Origin of the sequence: Cohnella sp. 56 (assembly GCF_037963805.1) — a bacterium.
Classification (GTDB): domain Bacteria; phylum Bacillota; class Bacilli; order Paenibacillales; family Paenibacillaceae; genus Cohnella.
In genome coordinates this window covers 59,566-77,653 of the sequence record NZ_JAZDQE010000020.1, presented here as the reverse complement: position 1 = coordinate 77,653, position 18,088 = coordinate 59,566, and the positions used below count along the sequence as shown (strand labels likewise).

General features: G+C 55.4%; 15 protein-coding genes. All 15 read left to right on the top strand.

What is annotated here, in order from left to right; translation table 11 throughout:
* Positions 1 to 138 precede the first annotated feature (138 nt).
* The 15 genes from VQ071_RS25760 (at position 139) to VQ071_RS25690 (ending at position 17,954) form a co-directional block, all read left to right on the top strand.
* Positions 139 to 720 carry a TetR/AcrR family transcriptional regulator gene (locus tag VQ071_RS25760; RefSeq protein ID WP_340517230.1) on the top strand — a complete coding sequence of 194 codons (582 nt, stop codon included), beginning with the start codon at positions 139 to 141 and terminating at the stop codon, positions 718 to 720.
* Between the two features lie 19 nt (positions 721 to 739).
* Positions 740 to 1,372, top strand: a complete 633-nt coding sequence (locus VQ071_RS25755) for a VC0807 family protein (protein WP_340517229.1) — start codon at positions 740 to 742, stop codon at positions 1,370 to 1,372.
* The gene (locus VQ071_RS25750) at positions 1,369 to 1,863 is read left to right on the top strand and encodes a GNAT family N-acetyltransferase (protein WP_340517225.1); all 495 of its coding nucleotides are present in this window, start codon (positions 1,369 to 1,371) and stop codon (positions 1,861 to 1,863) included. The genes VQ071_RS25755 and VQ071_RS25750 overlap by 4 nt, the downstream gene beginning before the upstream one ends.
* Positions 1,864 to 1,897: 34 nt before the next feature.
* Positions 1,898 to 2,557 carry a DUF2306 domain-containing protein gene (locus VQ071_RS25745; protein WP_340517223.1) on the top strand — a complete coding sequence of 220 codons (660 nt, stop codon included), beginning with the start codon at positions 1,898 to 1,900 and terminating at the stop codon, positions 2,555 to 2,557.
* A complete protein-coding gene (locus tag VQ071_RS25740; protein ID WP_340517221.1) occupies positions 2,554 to 3,636 on the top strand; it encodes a YhgE/Pip domain-containing protein in 1,083 nt (360 codons plus the stop codon). The genes VQ071_RS25745 and VQ071_RS25740 overlap by 4 nt, the downstream gene beginning before the upstream one ends.
* A 546-nt stretch (positions 3,637 to 4,182) precedes the next feature.
* Positions 4,183 to 5,001, top strand: a complete 819-nt coding sequence (locus VQ071_RS25735; protein WP_340517285.1) for a phosphotransferase family protein — start codon at positions 4,183 to 4,185, stop codon at positions 4,999 to 5,001.
* A gap of 282 nt (positions 5,002 to 5,283) precedes the next feature.
* Positions 5,284 to 5,706, top strand: a complete 423-nt coding sequence (locus tag VQ071_RS25730) for a hypothetical protein (protein WP_340517219.1) — start codon at positions 5,284 to 5,286, stop codon at positions 5,704 to 5,706.
* Positions 5,703 to 6,293 (top strand): histidine phosphatase family protein, encoded by a 591-nt coding sequence (locus VQ071_RS25725; RefSeq protein ID WP_340517217.1) that lies wholly within the window; start codon positions 5,703 to 5,705, stop codon positions 6,291 to 6,293. Before VQ071_RS25730 ends, VQ071_RS25725 begins: the two co-directional genes overlap by 4 nt.
* Positions 6,294 to 6,469: 176 nt before the next feature.
* Positions 6,470 to 7,177, top strand: a complete 708-nt coding sequence (locus VQ071_RS25720; protein WP_340517216.1) for a hypothetical protein — start codon at positions 6,470 to 6,472, stop codon at positions 7,175 to 7,177.
* Positions 7,178 to 7,510: 333 nt separating this feature from the next.
* Positions 7,511 to 8,959, top strand: a complete 1,449-nt coding sequence (locus tag VQ071_RS25715; RefSeq protein ID WP_340517214.1) for a DNRLRE domain-containing protein — start codon at positions 7,511 to 7,513, stop codon at positions 8,957 to 8,959.
* 54 nt (positions 8,960 to 9,013) lie between these two features.
* Entirely contained in the window at positions 9,014 to 13,648 is a 4,635-nt protein-coding gene (locus VQ071_RS25710) for an RHS repeat domain-containing protein (protein WP_340517212.1), read from the top strand.
* 5 nt (positions 13,649 to 13,653) lie between these two features.
* Positions 13,654 to 13,947: a hypothetical protein gene (locus VQ071_RS25705; RefSeq protein ID WP_340517210.1), complete on the top strand. Its 294-nt coding sequence runs from the start codon at positions 13,654 to 13,656 to the stop codon at positions 13,945 to 13,947.
* A gap of 816 nt (positions 13,948 to 14,763) precedes the next feature.
* On the top strand, positions 14,764 to 15,546 hold the full coding sequence (locus VQ071_RS25700; RefSeq protein ID WP_340517209.1) for a tetratricopeptide repeat protein: 783 nt from the start codon (positions 14,764 to 14,766) through the stop codon (positions 15,544 to 15,546).
* A gap of 208 nt (positions 15,547 to 15,754) precedes the next feature.
* Positions 15,755 to 16,906 (top strand): hypothetical protein, encoded by a 1,152-nt coding sequence (locus VQ071_RS25695; RefSeq protein WP_340517207.1) that lies wholly within the window; start codon positions 15,755 to 15,757, stop codon positions 16,904 to 16,906.
* 238 nt (positions 16,907 to 17,144) lie between these two features.
* Positions 17,145 to 17,954, top strand: a complete 810-nt coding sequence (locus tag VQ071_RS25690; protein ID WP_340517205.1) for an Imm26 family immunity protein — start codon at positions 17,145 to 17,147, stop codon at positions 17,952 to 17,954.
* Positions 17,955 to 18,088: the final 134 nt, after the last annotated feature.

Here is an 18,088-nt window from a genome sequence, read left to right as displayed (position 1 = left end):
GAGTGATGCGGTTTTATTTTCTCGCCCAAAAAGTAAATAAACACTTTACAGACCGACGGTCGGTATTGTATGATGAATTCACAACAGACCGGCGGTCGGTATGCACATACAAAATGAACGAGAAAGCGAGCGATAGAAATGGAACAGATGTCCAGCTTCCAGACGATCCTGCAGGCGACGGAAGCTCTGATTCACGAGAAGGGCTGCAGACAAACGACGCTGCAAGACATTTTGAAAAAGACGGGGTTGTCCAAAGGCGCGATCTACCACTATGTGACGGGGAAAGACGAACTGCTGGGACTCGTGCTCAAGTCTCGAATCGAGCAAATGAACGAGCGGTTCATGAATCTGGTGAACGATCCGGCCACGATCGGTCTGGAAAATCCGCTTCAGCTGATCGCAACGGGATTCGTGAGAACTTCGCAGCCCGAGGATGTGACGAACAAGATTTTCATTTACTTGCTCAGCCAGATGGACAACGCCGCAGTCGCCGTCATCATGCACGACGTCTACGAATATACGCGCGGCGTATGCGAACGCTGGATCGAGGTCGGCCAACAGAGCGGCGTCATCCCCCTCTCTATCGATCGACGCCGCGTCGCGACCCGCCTGCTCACGTACATGTACGGCATGCGGATGTACAATACGATCCGACCGGCCCCCGACGACGGTCAGATAGAAGAGGTTATGGCTTTCATGATGCAAGCACTGCGATCCTAATCGGAAAGGAAAATCGAACATGTCCAAACGACGCGAGGTTATCCTCACACTGCTTTTTAATGGTATCGTACCGTGGCTGCTCTACATATGGCTCTCCGGCCAGATGTCGAGCCTCGCCGCCTTGTCGATCGCGACGGCCGTGCCGCTGATCGAGAATGTATGGCATCTGGCGAGACATCGCAAGTTCGACGCCTTCGGCGCCCTGATGCTGTTCACGTTCGTACTGACGCTGGTGCTGGTCGCTTGCGGCGGCAGCGAGAAGATGCTGCTCGTGCGCGAATCGATGGTGACCGGCTCCGTCGGCCTGCTGTTCCTCGCCTCGGTCGGCTTCCGACAGCCCTTGATGTTCCATCTCGCCGGCCGGTTCATCTCCAATCCCGAGTTCAAGGGCAACTGGCAATACGCCTACTTCCGCTTCGTGATGCGGCTGATGAGCGCCGTATGGGGCATCCTGCTCCTGTCCGAGGCGGCGGTGCGCACGTATATGGCGTTCGAGCTCTCGACTGCACAGTTCCTCGCGCTGTCCAACTTCGTATTGTACGGCTTCATCGGAGCTGCGATCGTCTGGACGGCCGCCTATCGCAAGCATTCGGCCAGACGGCTGGCCGCAATCAAGCAGACGGCGGCCATGGCGGAGGCGGCAACGGCATGACGATCATTCAGCCCGCCCCGAGCGATAGACGGGAGATACTGGCGCTGTTCCGCGACATCAGGCTCTCCCTGGCTCTGCAGGGCATCCGTCAGTGGGACCGGTGGTATCCGAACCGATGGGTGATCGGCCGCGATCTGAATTGTCGCAATGTTCACGCAATTATGGATGATGGACGGATCGCCGGCGTCGTCACGCTGAACACGCGCCAGAGTTCCAGATACGCCGATATTGCTTGGCACGGCGATAGCTATGCCTGCATTCACCGACTGGCCGTACTGCCTGCTTGTCAGGGCCGGGGAATCGGCGGACGCCTGCTGAAGCATGCCGAAGACACGGCCAGAGCGCGCGGATATGCCAGCATCCGGCTCGATGTCTGCTCCGCCAATCCGGGCGCGGCGAACATGTACTTGCGCGCAGGCTATACGATCCTCGGCTCGATCCGCTATCCCTTCCGGCCCGCCCCCTACCTCTGCTGCGAGAAAATGCTTTAAGAAACGCCATCCTCCCCCTTACAGGTGATCCCTTATGAGATTGCGTAAAACAAAATACTCGCTGGTCTTCGTACCGGCACTTTTGGTATGCGCCTATGCCTTCATTCAATACGGACTATACCCGCCGCAGCTGGCCAGCTTGGTCCAGTTCAAGCTTCAGAGCCCCGACTTCCATCTGCGGCCCTGGGTGTACTTCCTCTACGTCCACATCGCGGCGAGCAGCGTGGCACTGCTGATCGGACCGGTCCAGCTCTTCCGCCGGGCGCGAACCCCGCGGGCTGTCCGCCTGCACCGGACGCTCGGCAAGATCTATGCCGTGAGCATCGTCCTGAGCGCGCTCGTCAGCATCCAGCTGTCGCTGTCGGCAAGCGGCGGATGGATAGCACGAACCGGCTTCCTCGCCATGGATCTGGCCTGGCTGTATACGACCTGTACAGGGGTGCGCCAAGCGATGCGCGGGAATATCGCCTCCCATAGCCGATGGATGCTGCGCAGCTACGCGATCACGTTCGCCGCGGTCACGCTCCGGCTATATCAGCTGCCGCTCATGCTATTGTTCGACGCATTCGAGCCCGCCTACCGCCTGTCGGCCTGGCTGTGCTGGACCGTGAACCTGGTCGTCGTCGAGTGGCTGCTCTACAGGAAGAAAACGAAAAATCAACTATCCCAACAGAAAAGAGTGATGGAATCATGAAACAAGCATTCCTGACGTATATCAAAAAACCGCAAACGATCGTGGCGATCGTCGTGGCGCTTATGGCCCAAATCATCTTCATCGTCTGCTGGATGACTTCCTACGACGGCGTGCTGGACCGGACGTCGCATCTGCGCATCGCTGTCGTCAATGAGGACGGCGCCGCCGGGGAAGCGATCGTCGCCCAGCTGAAGAAGATGCCGTTCGAGATGGTGACGCCTTCCAAGACAGAAGCCCTCAAGCAGCTGGACGAACGCACGACGCATCTGATCGTCACCATTCCGGCGCAGTTCGCCGAATCGCTCGGTTCGGCGGACGCGAAGACAGCGATCCAGTTCACGGTGAACCAAGCGAACCCGCAAGTGACCAAGGGCGTCGTCGACAGCGTCGTCGCCAAGCTGTCCGCGCAGTTGAATCAGATGGCCTCGCCGAATGCCGCTCCGATCGGCGCAGAGACGACAGTCATACACCCGGTCGACGGCATGAACAACCAGATGGTCCCGATGATGATCGTGCTCGCCTCCTTCGTCGGCGCCATGCTGATGGCGATGAACGTGCACCAGGTCTCGATGTCCATCGGCCAATCGATCTCCTTCAAGCAGCACTTTGCAGCCCGTGCGCTCCTCATCCTCTGCGGCGCGCTGCTCATCTCGATCGCAGGCTCCTCGCTCATGCTGGCGCTCGGCGGTCAGATGGAGAGCGGGTTCGGCGCATTCTGGCTGTTCCACTTCCTGATCCTGCTCACCTTCATGTTTTTCGCGCAGATGTTCCTCATCGCGCTGGGCATGGCGGGCATGTTCGCCAACATGGCCATGCTGTCCCTGCAGCTCGTCACCTCGGGCACGATCGTGCCGAGGCAGATGCTGAGCGCCTTCTACCAGTCGCTCGGGCATTATCTCCCCGCCACATACGCAGTCGAGGGGCTGATGGATCTGGGCTTCGGCGTACCGTTCCTCGCACAGGACGTCCTGGCGCTGGGCGCGATCCTGCTGGCCAGCGCGGGCATCAGCTGGGCGGTGCTCTGGGCGAAGTCACGGCGTACCGGTCAGGCCGCGAACGCCGGTCTGGCTGCCGCGTAGGTTCGTAAGCCGGGTGATCCGGATAAGGGGGGCGGGATAAACCCAATGTTGTCAGGTTAACTGCAAATATACAGTTAATCTCCGTGGTGGCGGCATTTATCGGAGCGATAGCTGCGAATATACAGTTAATCTCGCGAAAATCGACCGTCATCCGGCTCAGACTCGAAAATAACTGTATAAATGCAGTTATCGCCGCCAGATGTCCTGGCGCAGGAGAAAATAACTGCGGTTTGGCAGTTATCTCCCCTTTCAAGGCTGTGTTGCACGAACGGTTTGGGGAAGAACTTCAACGTAGCCGCATCCCTGTCGTCCAGGATCGCTCGTTCATACGCAACAAACAGACCAAGCACAATTTATTCATGAAGACCACGCGCCGGGGAGCGGCAGGGTTCTTAACCTGACAACATTGGGGATAAACCTGCCCTCTTCAGGCGGAGCTGCCGTTGCGGATTGCATGCGTATCGTCTCCTCGGCAACGAACTTGTTGACGAAAGCCTGAAAATATTATCCAATGGTAAATATGTAAAAATCTAAGGAGGCGCTTGTATCAACGACAATCGGATCGCTTCGGGCCGGACGGCCGAAGTTTACGACTACGGGCAGGGACAGGTGCTGAAGCTCTTCTATGAGGGATTGCCCGAGCATCAGATCGAAGCGGAGTACCAGGCCGGCCTCATCGTCCGGTGCGCCGGCATACCCGCACCTGCGCCGATCGCGCGCATCCGGCATGGGGAGCGTCTGGGAATTGTGTACGAGAAAGTATCCGGCACGACGATGCTCGCCGCACTGGCGCAGCGCCCCGGCGAGGTCGCGGACCGGGCGGGACAGATGGCGGCGCTGCATGCGCATATGCACAGCCAGTCGGCGCCTGGCTTGCCCGCCCAGAAGACGCTGCTCGGCGAGCGAATCGGGCAGGCGAGTCTGCTGAACGATGAGGAAAAGGCGCGTATTCTGGCCCTGCTGGACCGGCTGCCCGACGGAGACCGGCTCTGTCACGGCGACTATCACCCGGACAACATCGTACTGGGGACGGAGGATGCGCAGACGTGGATCATCGACTGGATGACGGGCATGAGCGGCCATCCGGCCGGAGACGCCGCACGGACCGCGCTGCTGCTGCAATACGGCACCGTCCCGGACGGAGCGTCTGAGGAAGTCGTCGAGTGGCTGGCCCGGATGCGGGCGGAGCTGCTTGAGGGATACCTGCGCACCTATACGCAGCATACCGGCACGACGCGGGAATATATTGAGCAATGGATGGTACCCGTCGCCGCCGCGCGCCTGTGCGAGTGGATTCCCGACGCGGAAAAGCAAGCGCTCGCAGCGTTTATCCGGCAATCCATAGCTGCCGAGTCAAACGAATGACTGCGCGCGCATGGCTCATCGGCGCAGGAGTCGCGATTGCATCTCCGGTATTGGTTCATCTGCTGCTCTACGCTGCATCGCACTGGGCGGACAGTGGAGAGCCCGCCGATTTTGCCTACCATGACACTTTTTTCACAGCGTATCATATCGGTTGGGCGGGCGACGTCTCGCTGGGTCTCGGCGCATTGGTCCTATACGTCCTGGCGCGCAGCCTCTATCGGAAGACAAGGCCCAGGAAGCCAAGGTAAACCATACGATCTATGATGGAGGGAAGCACTCTCTATGCCGAAGCTATTTAAAATGATGGTGTCCCTGTCGCTGCTGCTCGCCATCCTCGTACAGCCGACGTATGCCGCAGAGAAAAACGTCAAGATTAAGGTAACGGTCGTGGAGATCAAGCTGGTCGAGAACAATCACGTGGGGAACGAATGGTACACCGCCGCTTCGGTCAACGGCAAGGAAGTATCGGCGGGCTCGTCCGTGACGTTGACGCTCAAACCTTCCGCCATGATTCAACTGAAAGCCTACGCCCAGGAGCAGGACAAGATACCGGAGGACGATACTGCGACCGCATCCGTAAAGGCAAGCTCGATCACCAAGACGACAACAAAGGCATTAAGCGTAGTCGTGACGGAAAATAGAGGCCGATACTCCGGCAATACGGCGACCTGGAAATTCACTTACAAGCTGCAGAAGGCATCGTGACGATCGAGAGGCACGCTGCTGTGGCCGCCTCGACCACCACCTTGTACTTTGTCCGCCATGCGGATTCTCCCTACCTGCCCGGCCAGGAACGCACACGCGGGCTATCCGAACGCGGCAGCTCGGATGCGCTGCGCGTCTGCCGGGCTCTCATGGACGTTCGGGTCGACACCTTCGTCTCCAGTCCCTACGAACGAGCGATTCGGACGATCGGGCCGCTCGCAGGAGACCGGGAGCTCGCCATTATCGAAGACCTGCGGGAACGCGACATCGGCGTCCTCTCCGATACGGACTTTCAGGCTGCCAAAGCTAAAGTGTATGAAGACTTCGACTTCGCTTATCCCGGCGGGGAATCTTCCCGATCGGCGCAGCGGCGGGCGGTACGCGCCGTCCTGGACCTGCTCCGCGTCTTCCAGGGCGGCCATGTCCTCCTCGGCACCCACGGTGATATCATGACGCTCATTTTTAATTACTTCGATCCGTCCGTGCACTACGCGTTCTGGCAATCCACTACAATGCCGGATATATACAAGCTTGAATTCGAGGGCGAACGGCTTGTGACGAGGAGCAGGCTTTGGCGCACGGACTAGCGCGACATCTGCTTCTCAGCCCCGTCAGTATCGCGCCCCCTCAGGAACGCCAATATTCAGCTCAGCCGCCAATTGTCCGCGCGTTTCGTCTTATATCCCCTTCTGCAGGCAGAACACGAATGAACCCCGCCCCGCTTTCCAATAATACCAATTATAACCGGAAGGAGGGGCGTCAGGTGAAACGTATGCTGTCGACGCTGCTGTTATGCGGAGCCGTATGGGGGTCATGCGCCGCCGCAGCCGCAGCCCAAACTGTCGTTGATAAAGATCAGAACGCCGTGCTGCGGCGCCTGTCCGCGGAGAGCGGCGGCCGTCTCGAAGTCCGCTGGCATGCGGAGACGGGGACGCCGTCTCTGCTGCTCGGCAAGCTGTCGCCGCCGTCGGCGCATTCGCCCGCATGGATTGCCGGCGAGTTCGTGACCAAGACCCGCAGGCTGTACGGCATCCGGAATCCGCATTCCCACTTGAAAATCGTACATGTGGAAAAGCTGCCCGAAGAATCCGCTTACCGGGTTCATCTACAGCATTATCTGTATAAAACGCCTGTCTGGGGAGACGAGCTGCGCATCGAGATCGGCGGCAACGGTGTCGTCGAACGCGTGGAGGGTCGAATCTATCCCGATCTGGCTAAGGCGATCTCCAACCGCCCGCGCCGCGCCACCGTCAGCCAGGCCGAGGCGATCCGCATCGCAGCCGCAGCAGCAGCAGGCGCAGCCGGGCCGGGCGCAGGGGATGCGCCGTTGGACACCGCCCAGGCCCTCCCGTACTACCTCCCCTCGCGAACCGGCATTCCGCTCGTTTACGCCGTAACTTTGTATCCCCCCGACCAGCCGCCCGTATCTGTCATGGTTCATGCCCTGACCGGCAGGACCATCGCCCACTGAAAAAGAACGGAGCCCTGCAGCAGCCGGACTGCGACAGGAATCCGTTCTTTTTATTGCCCGCCCGCCTCATATCATCATACCGATGAGCAGACTAATGCTGTGTCGAACTTAGGGCAATGCCCCAGGTTTTATTTCTACTGGGAAAATAAAATTATTTTAATATTATGTGATTTAAAAGGATAAATATGGGGTTAAAAGAGAAGGAACTAGGCGCATTTTACCACCCTACATAAAAAGTCCCGATATTGCGCCTGCAAATTTAGCGGAAAGGAGGACATTTATCTTAGTCCGGCAAGCCTATTTCATGATATAGAGACGGAGGCAATCTAGCATATGACGAACTGTAAACGCTATTCATCCATCCTGCTCATCGCGGCCGTGGGACTGACCCTGATGCCGCTGTCGTCGCTCGCCGCCGCCAAACCCGTGCCTGCGAAGCCCGCCGTCATCGTCAAGGAATTGACCGACAGCCGGAGCGCCTACAGCAAGACATATCTATATTCCGACGGCAGCTACGAGGCCGTCCTGTATGCCAAGCCGATTCATGCGCCGGACGGCGCGGGGAATTGGCAGGAGATACATCCCGCATGGCAGGCGGAGGCGGATGGGACAGGCTACCAGTCGATCGGCGCTCCCTATGAAGCCGAGCTGCCGCAAGCCTACGAGCAGGGGTACGGATTGGGGCAGGGAGCGGATATGCGGTCATTCCTTCCGGTAGACGCTGCTCCGAGCCAGGGTATTCTTAGTGCCGGCAATGCCGTCCGCTATGCCGACGCGTGGCCCGATACCGATTCTACCTTTACCTTAACCGATCGGGGCTTGATAGAAACGTTGACCCTGCGCTCCGACGCGGCGCCCGGCACGTTCGTCTATGAGACGTCGGGCGAGTCGGGTGAGGGAGCAGCGGAGCTGCCCGCAGCGCTGCTGCAGGATGCGCAGGGACAAGTCCAAGCCGTCCCGCAGACCGTGCGCCGCGACGACGGCAAAATCTATGTCGACCTCACCCCGGACCTGACCGGTCTGGTCTATCCGATCTCGATCCGACGAGCGGTTGAGATCCGGACGGAGCCAGCGCCGCCCGCCGCGGAGCTGTCCGTCGCCGGAGCCGCCTACGGCGCGCCCGACAACGGAGGCGGCGCACAGCTCGCAATCGGACATGTTGGGGATACGGCCGCATACGCGCATCTGCAATTCGATCTGTCCGTCGTGCCGGCCAAGGCGGCGCTGAGGGACGCCTACCTGTCGCTCAACGTGACGGATGCGGGCACGGGCGGCACAGCTGCCATACAAGCGCTTCGTCATGCGCAAGCCTGGAGCCCGGCCGGTCCTGACGGTGCGGATGCGCCTGAGAGCCTGATCCCGCTCGATGCGAGGGGCGCTGCCTACGGCTCGCTCTCCGTGAACAGCCCGGGACTGAAACGGCTCCCGCTCGCGGGTCTCGCGGCCGAGTGGCTGACCGCCGCCCAGCCGAACTTCGGGCTCGCGCTGGGCTCGGACAGCCCCGGCCTGCTGACGATCGCTTCCTCCGATGACCCGGATGCCGCGCTTCGTCCTCAACTTCATATCCGCTACGAGACCGCGGACGGCAAGCTGAAGCGCTCGCTTCAGGCGCTGACGGGCCTGCAGCTTTTTACGTACACCTACGACGCACAGAACCGGCTGCAGACGATTCAGATGCCGGGCGGCCATATCCAATTCACCTACGACTACAACGGCAATCTGACACGGCGCGAGTTCATACCGGATGCGGCCGCCTTGTCCGAGGAGACGGGGCAGGAATAGCCCCCCCCCTTCCCCCATACATCCCCATCATAAATCAGCGAGGAGAATTAATCGGTGAATAAAAATCGCTTCGTACGGCTGCTCAATATTATGCTCGTCCTATGTCTCGCCATCGTGGTCGTCCCCCCACGGGCCTTCGCCAGTGACAGCGTCGACAACTCCGCCATCCTGAACGGCATCGAGACGCCGAAGTCCATCTACGAGATGGACGCCAATTCGCCTGCCGCAGGCGTCGTCGAAGGCGAACGGATATCCGACGTCTCCGGCTCGCTCAAGTACGGCGTCACCGACTTCACGCTGCCCGGACGGGGCGGGCTGGACGTCACGGTCAGCCGGATCTATCAGAGCAACGCGGCGATCGTATGGAGTCCCACGGCCGTCCCGAAGAGCGTCGCCGGCGGCTACGAATACGAGAACCAGAGGGAAGGCACGACCTATGAAGAGCGCACGTCGAACCTGGGCGTCGGCTGGTCATTCGCCTTCCCGTCGCTTGAGATTCGCGGCACGACGCTGCTCGCGCATCTGTCGGACGGCACCGTCTACGAAGTGGCTGCGGGTGGTAACGGCTTTGTCGATCGTCCGCTCCAGGATCTCGCCTTCGCGCCGTCTACCGAGACGCTGACGACGAACGATGCGGCCGGCACGCCGGTATCGGCCACCGCCGCCTACAAGATGACGAATACGCTCGGCACGAGCGTCTACTTCAACAGCGCCGGCAATTGGATCGGCACCAAGGACGCCTACGGCAACGTCATTCTCGTCCAGTATGCGAACCAGCCGATTCTCGAGGGAACGGCCTATCCCCTCATCAGCAAGATTATCGACACGCTGAATCGGGAGATTACGTTCACGTACGCGCCGAAGGTCGTCACCGTCACCTACGCGCCGGGCAAACAATTCGTTTACAACAAGACACTCATCACCAACGAAGGCAAGAAGCGCAACCTGACTTCAGTAGAGAACGAAATGGGCGAGACGACGGCTTATACGTACAAAAAAGGAGAGGTATACTTCGACTATGATTCGTTGTCGGGCCCCAATGGCGTCGATACGCTGTATTCCAATCTGGAGCGGATCACCTACCCGACCGGCTCCGCCACCTTTTATGAGTATACGACCAGCCTGGTGACCAAGCGCCTGGGGGACAATGGCTATATCGGCTATTACCGCGTAGCCGCCCGCTACGACCAGGCCAAGGACAAGAAGTACAACTACACGGCTTTCGACTATACGAATAACGCCGACTTCACGAATCCGGCACAGACGAGCTACTCGACCAAGCGCACCATTATCAGCAATCCGAATGCCGCATCTCATATCCCGCGTGTCGAGAAGATATCACTGACGACAAACCTGAACGGTCAGCATCTGGTGACGAGCACGGTAACCGAGAAGGCGGGCGAGTATAAGAGCGAGACCGGCTATGCCTACGACACCGCCAAGAAACTGCCGACATCGATCACCCGGACGAGCCACGACTATACGCAGACACCCGCAACTTCGGGGATCGAGACAACCTCTTACACTTACGATAACTACGGCAATGTGCTCACCGCGACGAATGCGGTCGGCCACGTCAGTACGTACACCTACGATACGCAATATCCGGGCCTCGCGACGCATGTACAGACGACCGTCTCCGGCGTCCTGACGGACGACGTCGTCCATACGGTCGACAGCGCCAAGCCGCAGATCAATGCGACGACGCAAAACTATATGGACGACAACGGCCAGCCGGCCAGCATCTCGTGGAGCTATCAGTATGACGGCTATGGCAACGCGACCCGTGTGACGCAGGCGCTCGAAGAAGGCAAGAGCCAGCGTACGGACATCGCCTACGACGCTGCCTACAAGGGCGCATATCCGACGAGCATCAAACAATACGTGACGGGCGATACGGGCACCAAGACACTTGAAGAGCGCTATGTCTACGACCTGCCGACCGGCCGCGTCACCGAGCACTACGACGGCAATGCCGTAGCGGCAGGCGCACCGGCAGGCAGCGAGGAATCGTACAGCTACGATCCGGTCGGACGCCTGACCCAGATCACGAACAAGAAGGTTGCGGGTGAAACGGCTGCGGGGACACGTACTTATGCCTACGTTTACGACACGAACGCGCAGATGTTCTATCAGACCGCGACCGACGAGGAAGGCAAGAAAACCGCCTGGGTCTACGACGGCCTCGGCCGCCTGTACAAAGTTCAGAAGGAGAAGCTGAACAACTACAATTCACGTGTCTCCTACGATCTGCTGACCAACTATTACAATGAGATCGGCGAGTTGGCGTACACGGTCGACGGCGCGGGCCACCGGACCGACTACAGCTACGATGCGGCAGGCCGCCAAGTGTCTGCGACTTCGGGCGAAGGCCGCGTACTGGGCTACGCCTTCAACGATCTGCTGCACCAGTCGACGACGACCAGCGATTATGGCGCGGCCGTCACGCAGACGACCGATGCGATCGGCCGTTCGACCGGCACGCAGATTCAGGGCGACAGCGGCGGCACGAGTCCGCTGACGACGAGCACTTCCTATGAAGTCGGCGGCGATCCGTTCAAGACGCAGACGACCGACGCGATGGGCGGCATCAGCAGCCTCAAGGCCAACGGACGCCATCTGCTCGGGGGCGTGACGCAGGCTGCGGACCCGACCGCGCCTGTGACGACTTCCTACAAGTACAATCAGCTAGGCAGTCTGGCGGAGAAAGTATTCCCGGATCTGTCGTCCATCGCATACAACTACGACGAACTCGGACGCCGCCTGTCCAAGACCGACTCCGTCGCAGGCTCCGAGAGCTACACGTACGACGACAACAGCAACCTGACCGGCGGCACGACGCGCAAAGGAACGGCCGTCACCAATGAATACGACGAGCTGAACCGGCTTAAAGGCTGGACGAGCGGCGCGAAGAACGGCAGCTACACATATTACAAGAACGGCCTGCGCAAGACGATGACCGACGAGACGGGCACGACGCAGTATTTCTACCGGCTGGACAATCAGTTGGAGAAGGTCATCTACCCGGACGGCAAGTTTATTCAATACGCTTACTACGACAACGGCCAGGTGAGCGCCATCACCGATCCGTTCGGCAAAGTCATCAGCTACGAATACAACCAGGACGATCAGATCAAAAAAGTGACCGTAGACGGTGCGGTGCAGGGCGATTACGTCTACCGCGACAATCTGGCAACCACCGATCCGAGCTACAAAAAGTCCTCGCAACTGTATCAATTGAAGCTGGCGGGCGGCAGCCTGCTGGAAACGTACACGCACGACGGCTACGGCCGCTTGACGAAGCTGGCGCAGTCCGGCACGGGGTTCAGCCAGGACTTCGATTACACGTACGACAACAACGGTAATATTCTGACCCGCAGCGACGGTGCGACGAACGGGACGTTCACGTACGACGGCCTGAACCAGATCCTGACCAACTCCGAAGGCGACGAGACGTACACCTACGACGCCAAGGGCAACCGTCTGACGCTGGAATCGAGCGCACAAAGTCCGACGACGGACACGATCGACTACACGTACGATGATGCCGAGCAGCTCAGCACGGTCGCACGGAACGGCGACACCGTCAGCTACAAGTACAACGGCGACGGCCTCATGACCGAGCGCACCCAGACCGTCGGCGGCGTCAGCACGACGACACGCTACTACTACGACGGAGCCAATATCATTGCCGAAGGCACGGTGTCCGGCGGCACAGTGACCTTCAAGGCTCGTTATGTGCGCGGTGCGCAACTGCTGTACCGCGAGGACGCTGCGGGTAATAAAGCTTACTACCTGCACAACGGCCACGGCGACGTCACCGCTCTGCGCCAGACGAACGGTACGCTGCTGAACGAGTACAGCTACGACATCTGGGGCAACCCGCTCGTCGCCAATGAGACGATCGACAACCCGTTCGGCTATTCCGGCGAGTACTGGGATGAAGTCACGACGCTGCAATACCTGCGCGCGCGCTGGTACGATCCGGGGCTGGGGCGGTTTATTTCGGAGGATACGTACGAGGGGCGGGTGAATAGTCCGCAGAGTCTGAATGCGTATGTGTATGTGGAAAATAATCCGCTTCGATATAGCGATCCTACCGGATTTTATCCAGATTACAACGAAAATTGGTCGCCACCTCGAATTGCACCAAAAGCTAAAGAAAGAGCGGATCAAGAACAAGGAATGAAAGGCATAGAGAACTATGTTAGGAAGGAGATTTTAGGGCAAAAGAGAATCTATTCAGGCAGGACAATGTACGGAATGCCTGAGGAGGACTTTGTTAGCACTCCTCCTGCAATAAAAGCTTCTATACAAGCGACGACCAACCTGGATGGAAGTTTAAGGAATCCCAATCGAAGTATAATTTCTACTGGGGCCAACGATATTTTTAAGTATAATTTGATGAAGAAAGACTTAAAGTATACTGAACGATACGGGACTGATTCAAAAGTAACTCTTTCTGATGGAAGAATTCGTTACTATGGAGATGTAGAAAAAGCCAGTAAGCCAGGTGAAATGGCTGGTCGTCGTTTGGTTCAGGAGTTAAATCCGAAAACTGGTGGTGTAAGATCTTGGCATGAAACTTTGGATACAGAAGGAAATGTAAGACAAGTGAGGCCTCAACTAGGACCTGAAAAGATTCATTATAGATTCGATAAATACGGAAATTATATCGGGAGCTGGTAAGGGTTATGTTAAAGCCTACTGTTAATGATATTGTAAGTAAATTAACCAGTGTATTAGAAGGTAAATTGACCCGAGAAGAGGTTTCTCATTGGGCAGAAAATTGGTCTAAATTCATTAGTAACGAGTCTGGATTAAGTGAAAGTGATTTATTATTGTGGAGGTATATGGATACGATTTCCGGTGTTGATTTGAAGGATTCCCCGCTGGAGTATTTACACAATGAGGAGGATATACAAGATTGGATTAATAGAATAAACAATTATAGTTCTCACATTTCGCATGTCAATGATCAAAAGTGAAATATTATAACCACCCGATGTGGCCTCGTACAAAGCTGTCTTGAGCTGAGAGTGAGAATGGGCGCCTATAACTGACAACATTCCTTCATATTCGACAATGGACCATCCTGTAATGGCCGTATTGCTCTTGCAGCTTGTGATTTCGTCAGCATTCGCGGTGTAAATGGTCATGTCATACTGTCAGCGCTCACGTACTTTGTCGGTGTCGCGATCACCTTTATTGACGTGAGCGCTTGTACATCTAGCACGTCAGCAACCTGAGAAGTCTATCGTAAACCATAGTGGGGGCGAAAAACGGCGGCCATCCCGCCGTTCCCCGTTGCCGGTCTATGTCCGCCAGTACGCGACCAATCTGCGCTTCTTCAATCACCTCGGCGTGCTTGGCTGCAGATATGGTTAACCACCCGTGGAATCCCCTAGCTTGCTGCATACAGCATCTGCACCACACTCTCGGCAAACACCCGCCACATCAGCTTTGCCTCCTCTACATGGTGCTTAACATACGCCGTCGTTTCCTCTGGGCTCATGCCGCTTAAGTGGTACTGGATTCCAATGAGGTCAGCGAACTGGCATACACAATCGACGTTGCCTGCCACCGGACCGACTACAGCTACGATGCGGCAGGACGTCAAGTGTCCGCGACTTCGGGCGAAGGCCGCGTGCTCGGCTTTGCATTCAACGACCTGGCACATTTCTGGATCCATGTAAGTAAAGTAACATCTAGTGTAGATGCTGAATTATTATTTATTGGATTATCTCAGAGGGTACAAGATTATTTCCGCTCAACAAAATTAATATCTGGAAGGCGAGAGATTCATGACAAATTATAATGAATTGTTTGAACAAGCTGAAGGGTTTTATGAAGAGGGCAATTATCAAGCTGCTCTCGAACTTTTTGAGAGAGTGTTGACTATAAGTTATACGGATGATTGTATGAATTATATCGCTTGTTGCTATTTAAATTTGGGTGACTTAATTAAAGCAAGAAATATATTACAAGACTTGATCAGGACGAATCGGACTTGGGAGAGACCATTTATTACTCTTGGAAGGGTGAATTTAAAACTAGGGAATACCGAAGAAGCTTTGAAGTCATTAGAATCTGCTGTGAAAATTCAACCTGATAGCGAGGATGCTTACTTTTATCTTGGATTATTCTATTTCCAGCAAGGGAACTATGAAGAATCCATAAATTGCTATGAAAAATCGTTATCTATTGATAGTGAGCAATCTGAAACTCATTTAAATCTAGGATTATGTTATCTTAGATTGCACGCGTTTGATAAAGCTTTATTAGAATTTAACCAGGCATACTTATTCGACCCTAAGTGCATAAATGCAATTTATAATCAAGGAATAACATACTATGCAATGGGTCACTATAGGAAAGCACTAGAAAAATACTTAGACGCATACAAGTATATGACTAATGATACAGAAGTCATGTATGATATTGCTCATTGTTATTATAGACTAAACGATTTGGAACAATCTATCGAGTGGGGACAGAAAGTTCTGAATATCAATCCAGAACATTCTTATGCAAACAAATTAGTTTCAAATATTAAAGTTTTAATAAAGGAAAAAAAGGGTGGGTAGAGATCTAATTATTCAAGCTACATGCGAGTGTAACATCTCGCGTGTAGTTTTCTTTTTTTGTGCGCAGTCCCGCCCAGTGCAAATGAATCGGGCGGTTAATTGTTGAAGTTTAAAAAGCAATATGGAAACATTAGACCTTAGAGTAATTAATCTTGATTTGGCTCCATGCCTTTCGAGGTTTCTTTTTTGGAGAGATGTTTGGTTCCGAATGATCCTATGGTCAACCCAACACGTATACGCCCCGTCTAAGACTACGACGACTTCCTACAAGTACAACCAGCTCGGCAGTCTGGCGGAGAAAGTGTTCCCGGACCTGTCGTCTATCGCGTACAACTACGACGAACTCGGACGCCGCCTGTCCAAGACCGACTCCGTCGCAGGCTCCGAGAGCTACACGTACTACGACAACAGCACCCTGACCGGCGGCACGACGCGCCAAGGAACGGCCGTCACCAACGAGTACGACGAGCTGAACCGGCTTAAAGGCTGGACGAGCGGCGCGAAGAACGGCAGCTACACATACTACAAGAACGGCCTGCGCAAGACGATGACCGACGAGACGGGCACGACGCAGTACTTCTACCGGCTGGACAATCAGTTGGAGAAGGTCATCTACCCGGACGGCAAGTTTATTCAATACGCTTACTACGACAACGGCCAGGTGAGCGCCATCACCGATCCGTTCGGCAAAGTCATCAGCTACGAATACAACCAGGACGATCAGATCAAAAAAGTAACCGTAGACGGTGCGGTGCAGGGCGAATACGTCTACCGCGACAATCTGGCGACCACCGATCCGAGCTACAAAAAGTCCTCGCAACTGTACCAATTGAAGCTGGCGAGCGGCAGCTTGCTGGAAACGTACACGCACGACGGCTACGGCCGCTTGACGAAGCTGGCGCAGTCCGGCACGGGGTTCAGCCAGGACTTCGACTACACGTACGACAACAACGGTAATATTCTGACCCGCAGCGACGGCGCGATGACCGGGACGTTCACGTACGACGGACTGAACCAGATCCTGACCAACTCCGAAGGCGACGAGACGTACACCTACGACGCCAAGGGCAACCGTCTGACGCTGGAATCGAGCGCGCAGAGTCCGACGACGGACACGATCGACTACACGTACGACGATGCCGAGCAGCTCAGCACGGTCGCACGGAACGGCGACACTGTCAGCTACAAGTACAACGGCGACGGCCTCATGACCGAGCGCACCCAGACCGTCGGCGGCGTGAGCTCGACGAACCGCTACTACTTACGATGGTGCAAACATCATCGCCGAAAGCACGGTATCCGGTGGCACCGTGACCTTGAAGGCTCGTTACGTGCGTGGCGCGCAACTGCTGTATCGTGAGGACGCCGCGGGTAATAAAGCTTATTATTTGCACAACAACCCCGGCGATGTCACAGCCCTGCGCCAGACTAACGGCACGCTGCTGAACGAGTATAGCTACGACATCTTGGGCAACCTCTCATTGCGAACGGGACCATATACAACTCGTTCGGCTATTCCGGCGAGTACTGGAACGAAGAAGCAAATATATCACAGAAACCGAAGAACACTTAAAAATTCCCCATAATAAGGAGTGCACATGAAAATCAACCCGGGTCAAATTGTTGAAATTAACCTTACTGCAGATGGGCATAAGGGATATGGTAGGATTATCAAGAAAAAGGGATTTGAAATATTAATTGAGCTTTATAGAATTATTGCAGAAAGAACGATAACAATTAGCGAGCTGAAAAACTTAGAGCCGCTATCTTATGTCTGGACAGTAACCCATCCAATTTTAGAGGGCAGATGGCCTATCATCTATAGTTTGGATTTGCCTGAAAAATTTAAAATGCCAGTTTTATGGCAACCCGACTATCTTGATGAAAGATTTATTTACCTTTTTGTGGGCGATGAACAGACTCGAGTGCCAAGAGAGAAAAGAGGCAATGCTTCTCCAAATGGAACCTTCTTTGAAGGTGCTCTAAAAATTCACTACTTAACTGAATTACAAAAACAAGGACTATATTCGGGAGATATACCGGAAGATTCACTCGCCCCTGCTTTAACAGCTAAAATAGAGGATGACGAACTTGTTCGAGAAATTTACTTATTATACAACAAATTTCGTGGACGACAGAACTCTACTCCTGAAACGGTGACTGCCAGACTTCTTAAGGATTACAACCGTTATTTGGAGGATGAAGACGATCAAATAACGGTTTACTTGGGTATTGCGCTGGCGCAGCTTAAACATGGTGAATTGCTAGCGGAAATTAAAGAAAAAGCATTACTAATAACAAAAGAAGGACTCGGGCTGAATTTATGGTCCACTTTAAGTCCTGAAATATTTGAAGAAAGAAAAAACGAATATGCTCTTCTTGAGGAGAAGTTACGCAGTTGGAATTAAAGCTCTAAATACATTACGCATATTTTTAAAGGCCCCTCTCGCTCGCGTGACGATAGGGGCTTTGCTTTTTACAATTGAGTAGCTCTTTTGCAAATGGGTATTGATCAAAGATGGACACCGTAGCTACAAGATGC

What these genes read in the sequence shown, in the direction of transcription:
- VQ071_RS25745 (WP_340517223.1), top strand. Translation starts at nt 1,898, where the DNA reads ATGAGATTGCGTAAAACAAAATACTCGCTGGTCTTCGTACCGGCACTT.
- VQ071_RS25700 (WP_340517209.1), top strand. Translation starts at nt 14,764, where the DNA reads ATGACAAATTATAATGAATTGTTTGAACAAGCTGAAGGGTTTTATGAA.
- VQ071_RS25695 (WP_340517207.1), top strand. Translation starts at nt 15,755, where the DNA reads ATGATCCTATGGTCAACCCAACACGTATACGCCCCGTCTAAGACTACG.
- VQ071_RS25690 (WP_340517205.1), top strand. Translation starts at nt 17,145, where the DNA reads ATGAAAATCAACCCGGGTCAAATTGTTGAAATTAACCTTACTGCAGAT.
- VQ071_RS25730 (WP_340517219.1), top strand. Translation starts at nt 5,284, where the DNA reads ATGCCGAAGCTATTTAAAATGATGGTGTCCCTGTCGCTGCTGCTCGCC.
- VQ071_RS25750 (WP_340517225.1), top strand. Translation starts at nt 1,369, where the DNA reads ATGACGATCATTCAGCCCGCCCCGAGCGATAGACGGGAGATACTGGCG.
- VQ071_RS25740 (WP_340517221.1), top strand. Translation starts at nt 2,554, where the DNA reads ATGAAACAAGCATTCCTGACGTATATCAAAAAACCGCAAACGATCGTG.
- VQ071_RS25705 (WP_340517210.1), top strand. Translation starts at nt 13,654, where the DNA reads ATGTTAAAGCCTACTGTTAATGATATTGTAAGTAAATTAACCAGTGTA.
- VQ071_RS25715 (WP_340517214.1), top strand. Translation starts at nt 7,511, where the DNA reads ATGACGAACTGTAAACGCTATTCATCCATCCTGCTCATCGCGGCCGTG.
- VQ071_RS25760 (WP_340517230.1), top strand. Translation starts at nt 139, where the DNA reads ATGGAACAGATGTCCAGCTTCCAGACGATCCTGCAGGCGACGGAAGCT.
- VQ071_RS25755 (WP_340517229.1), top strand. Translation starts at nt 740, where the DNA reads ATGTCCAAACGACGCGAGGTTATCCTCACACTGCTTTTTAATGGTATC.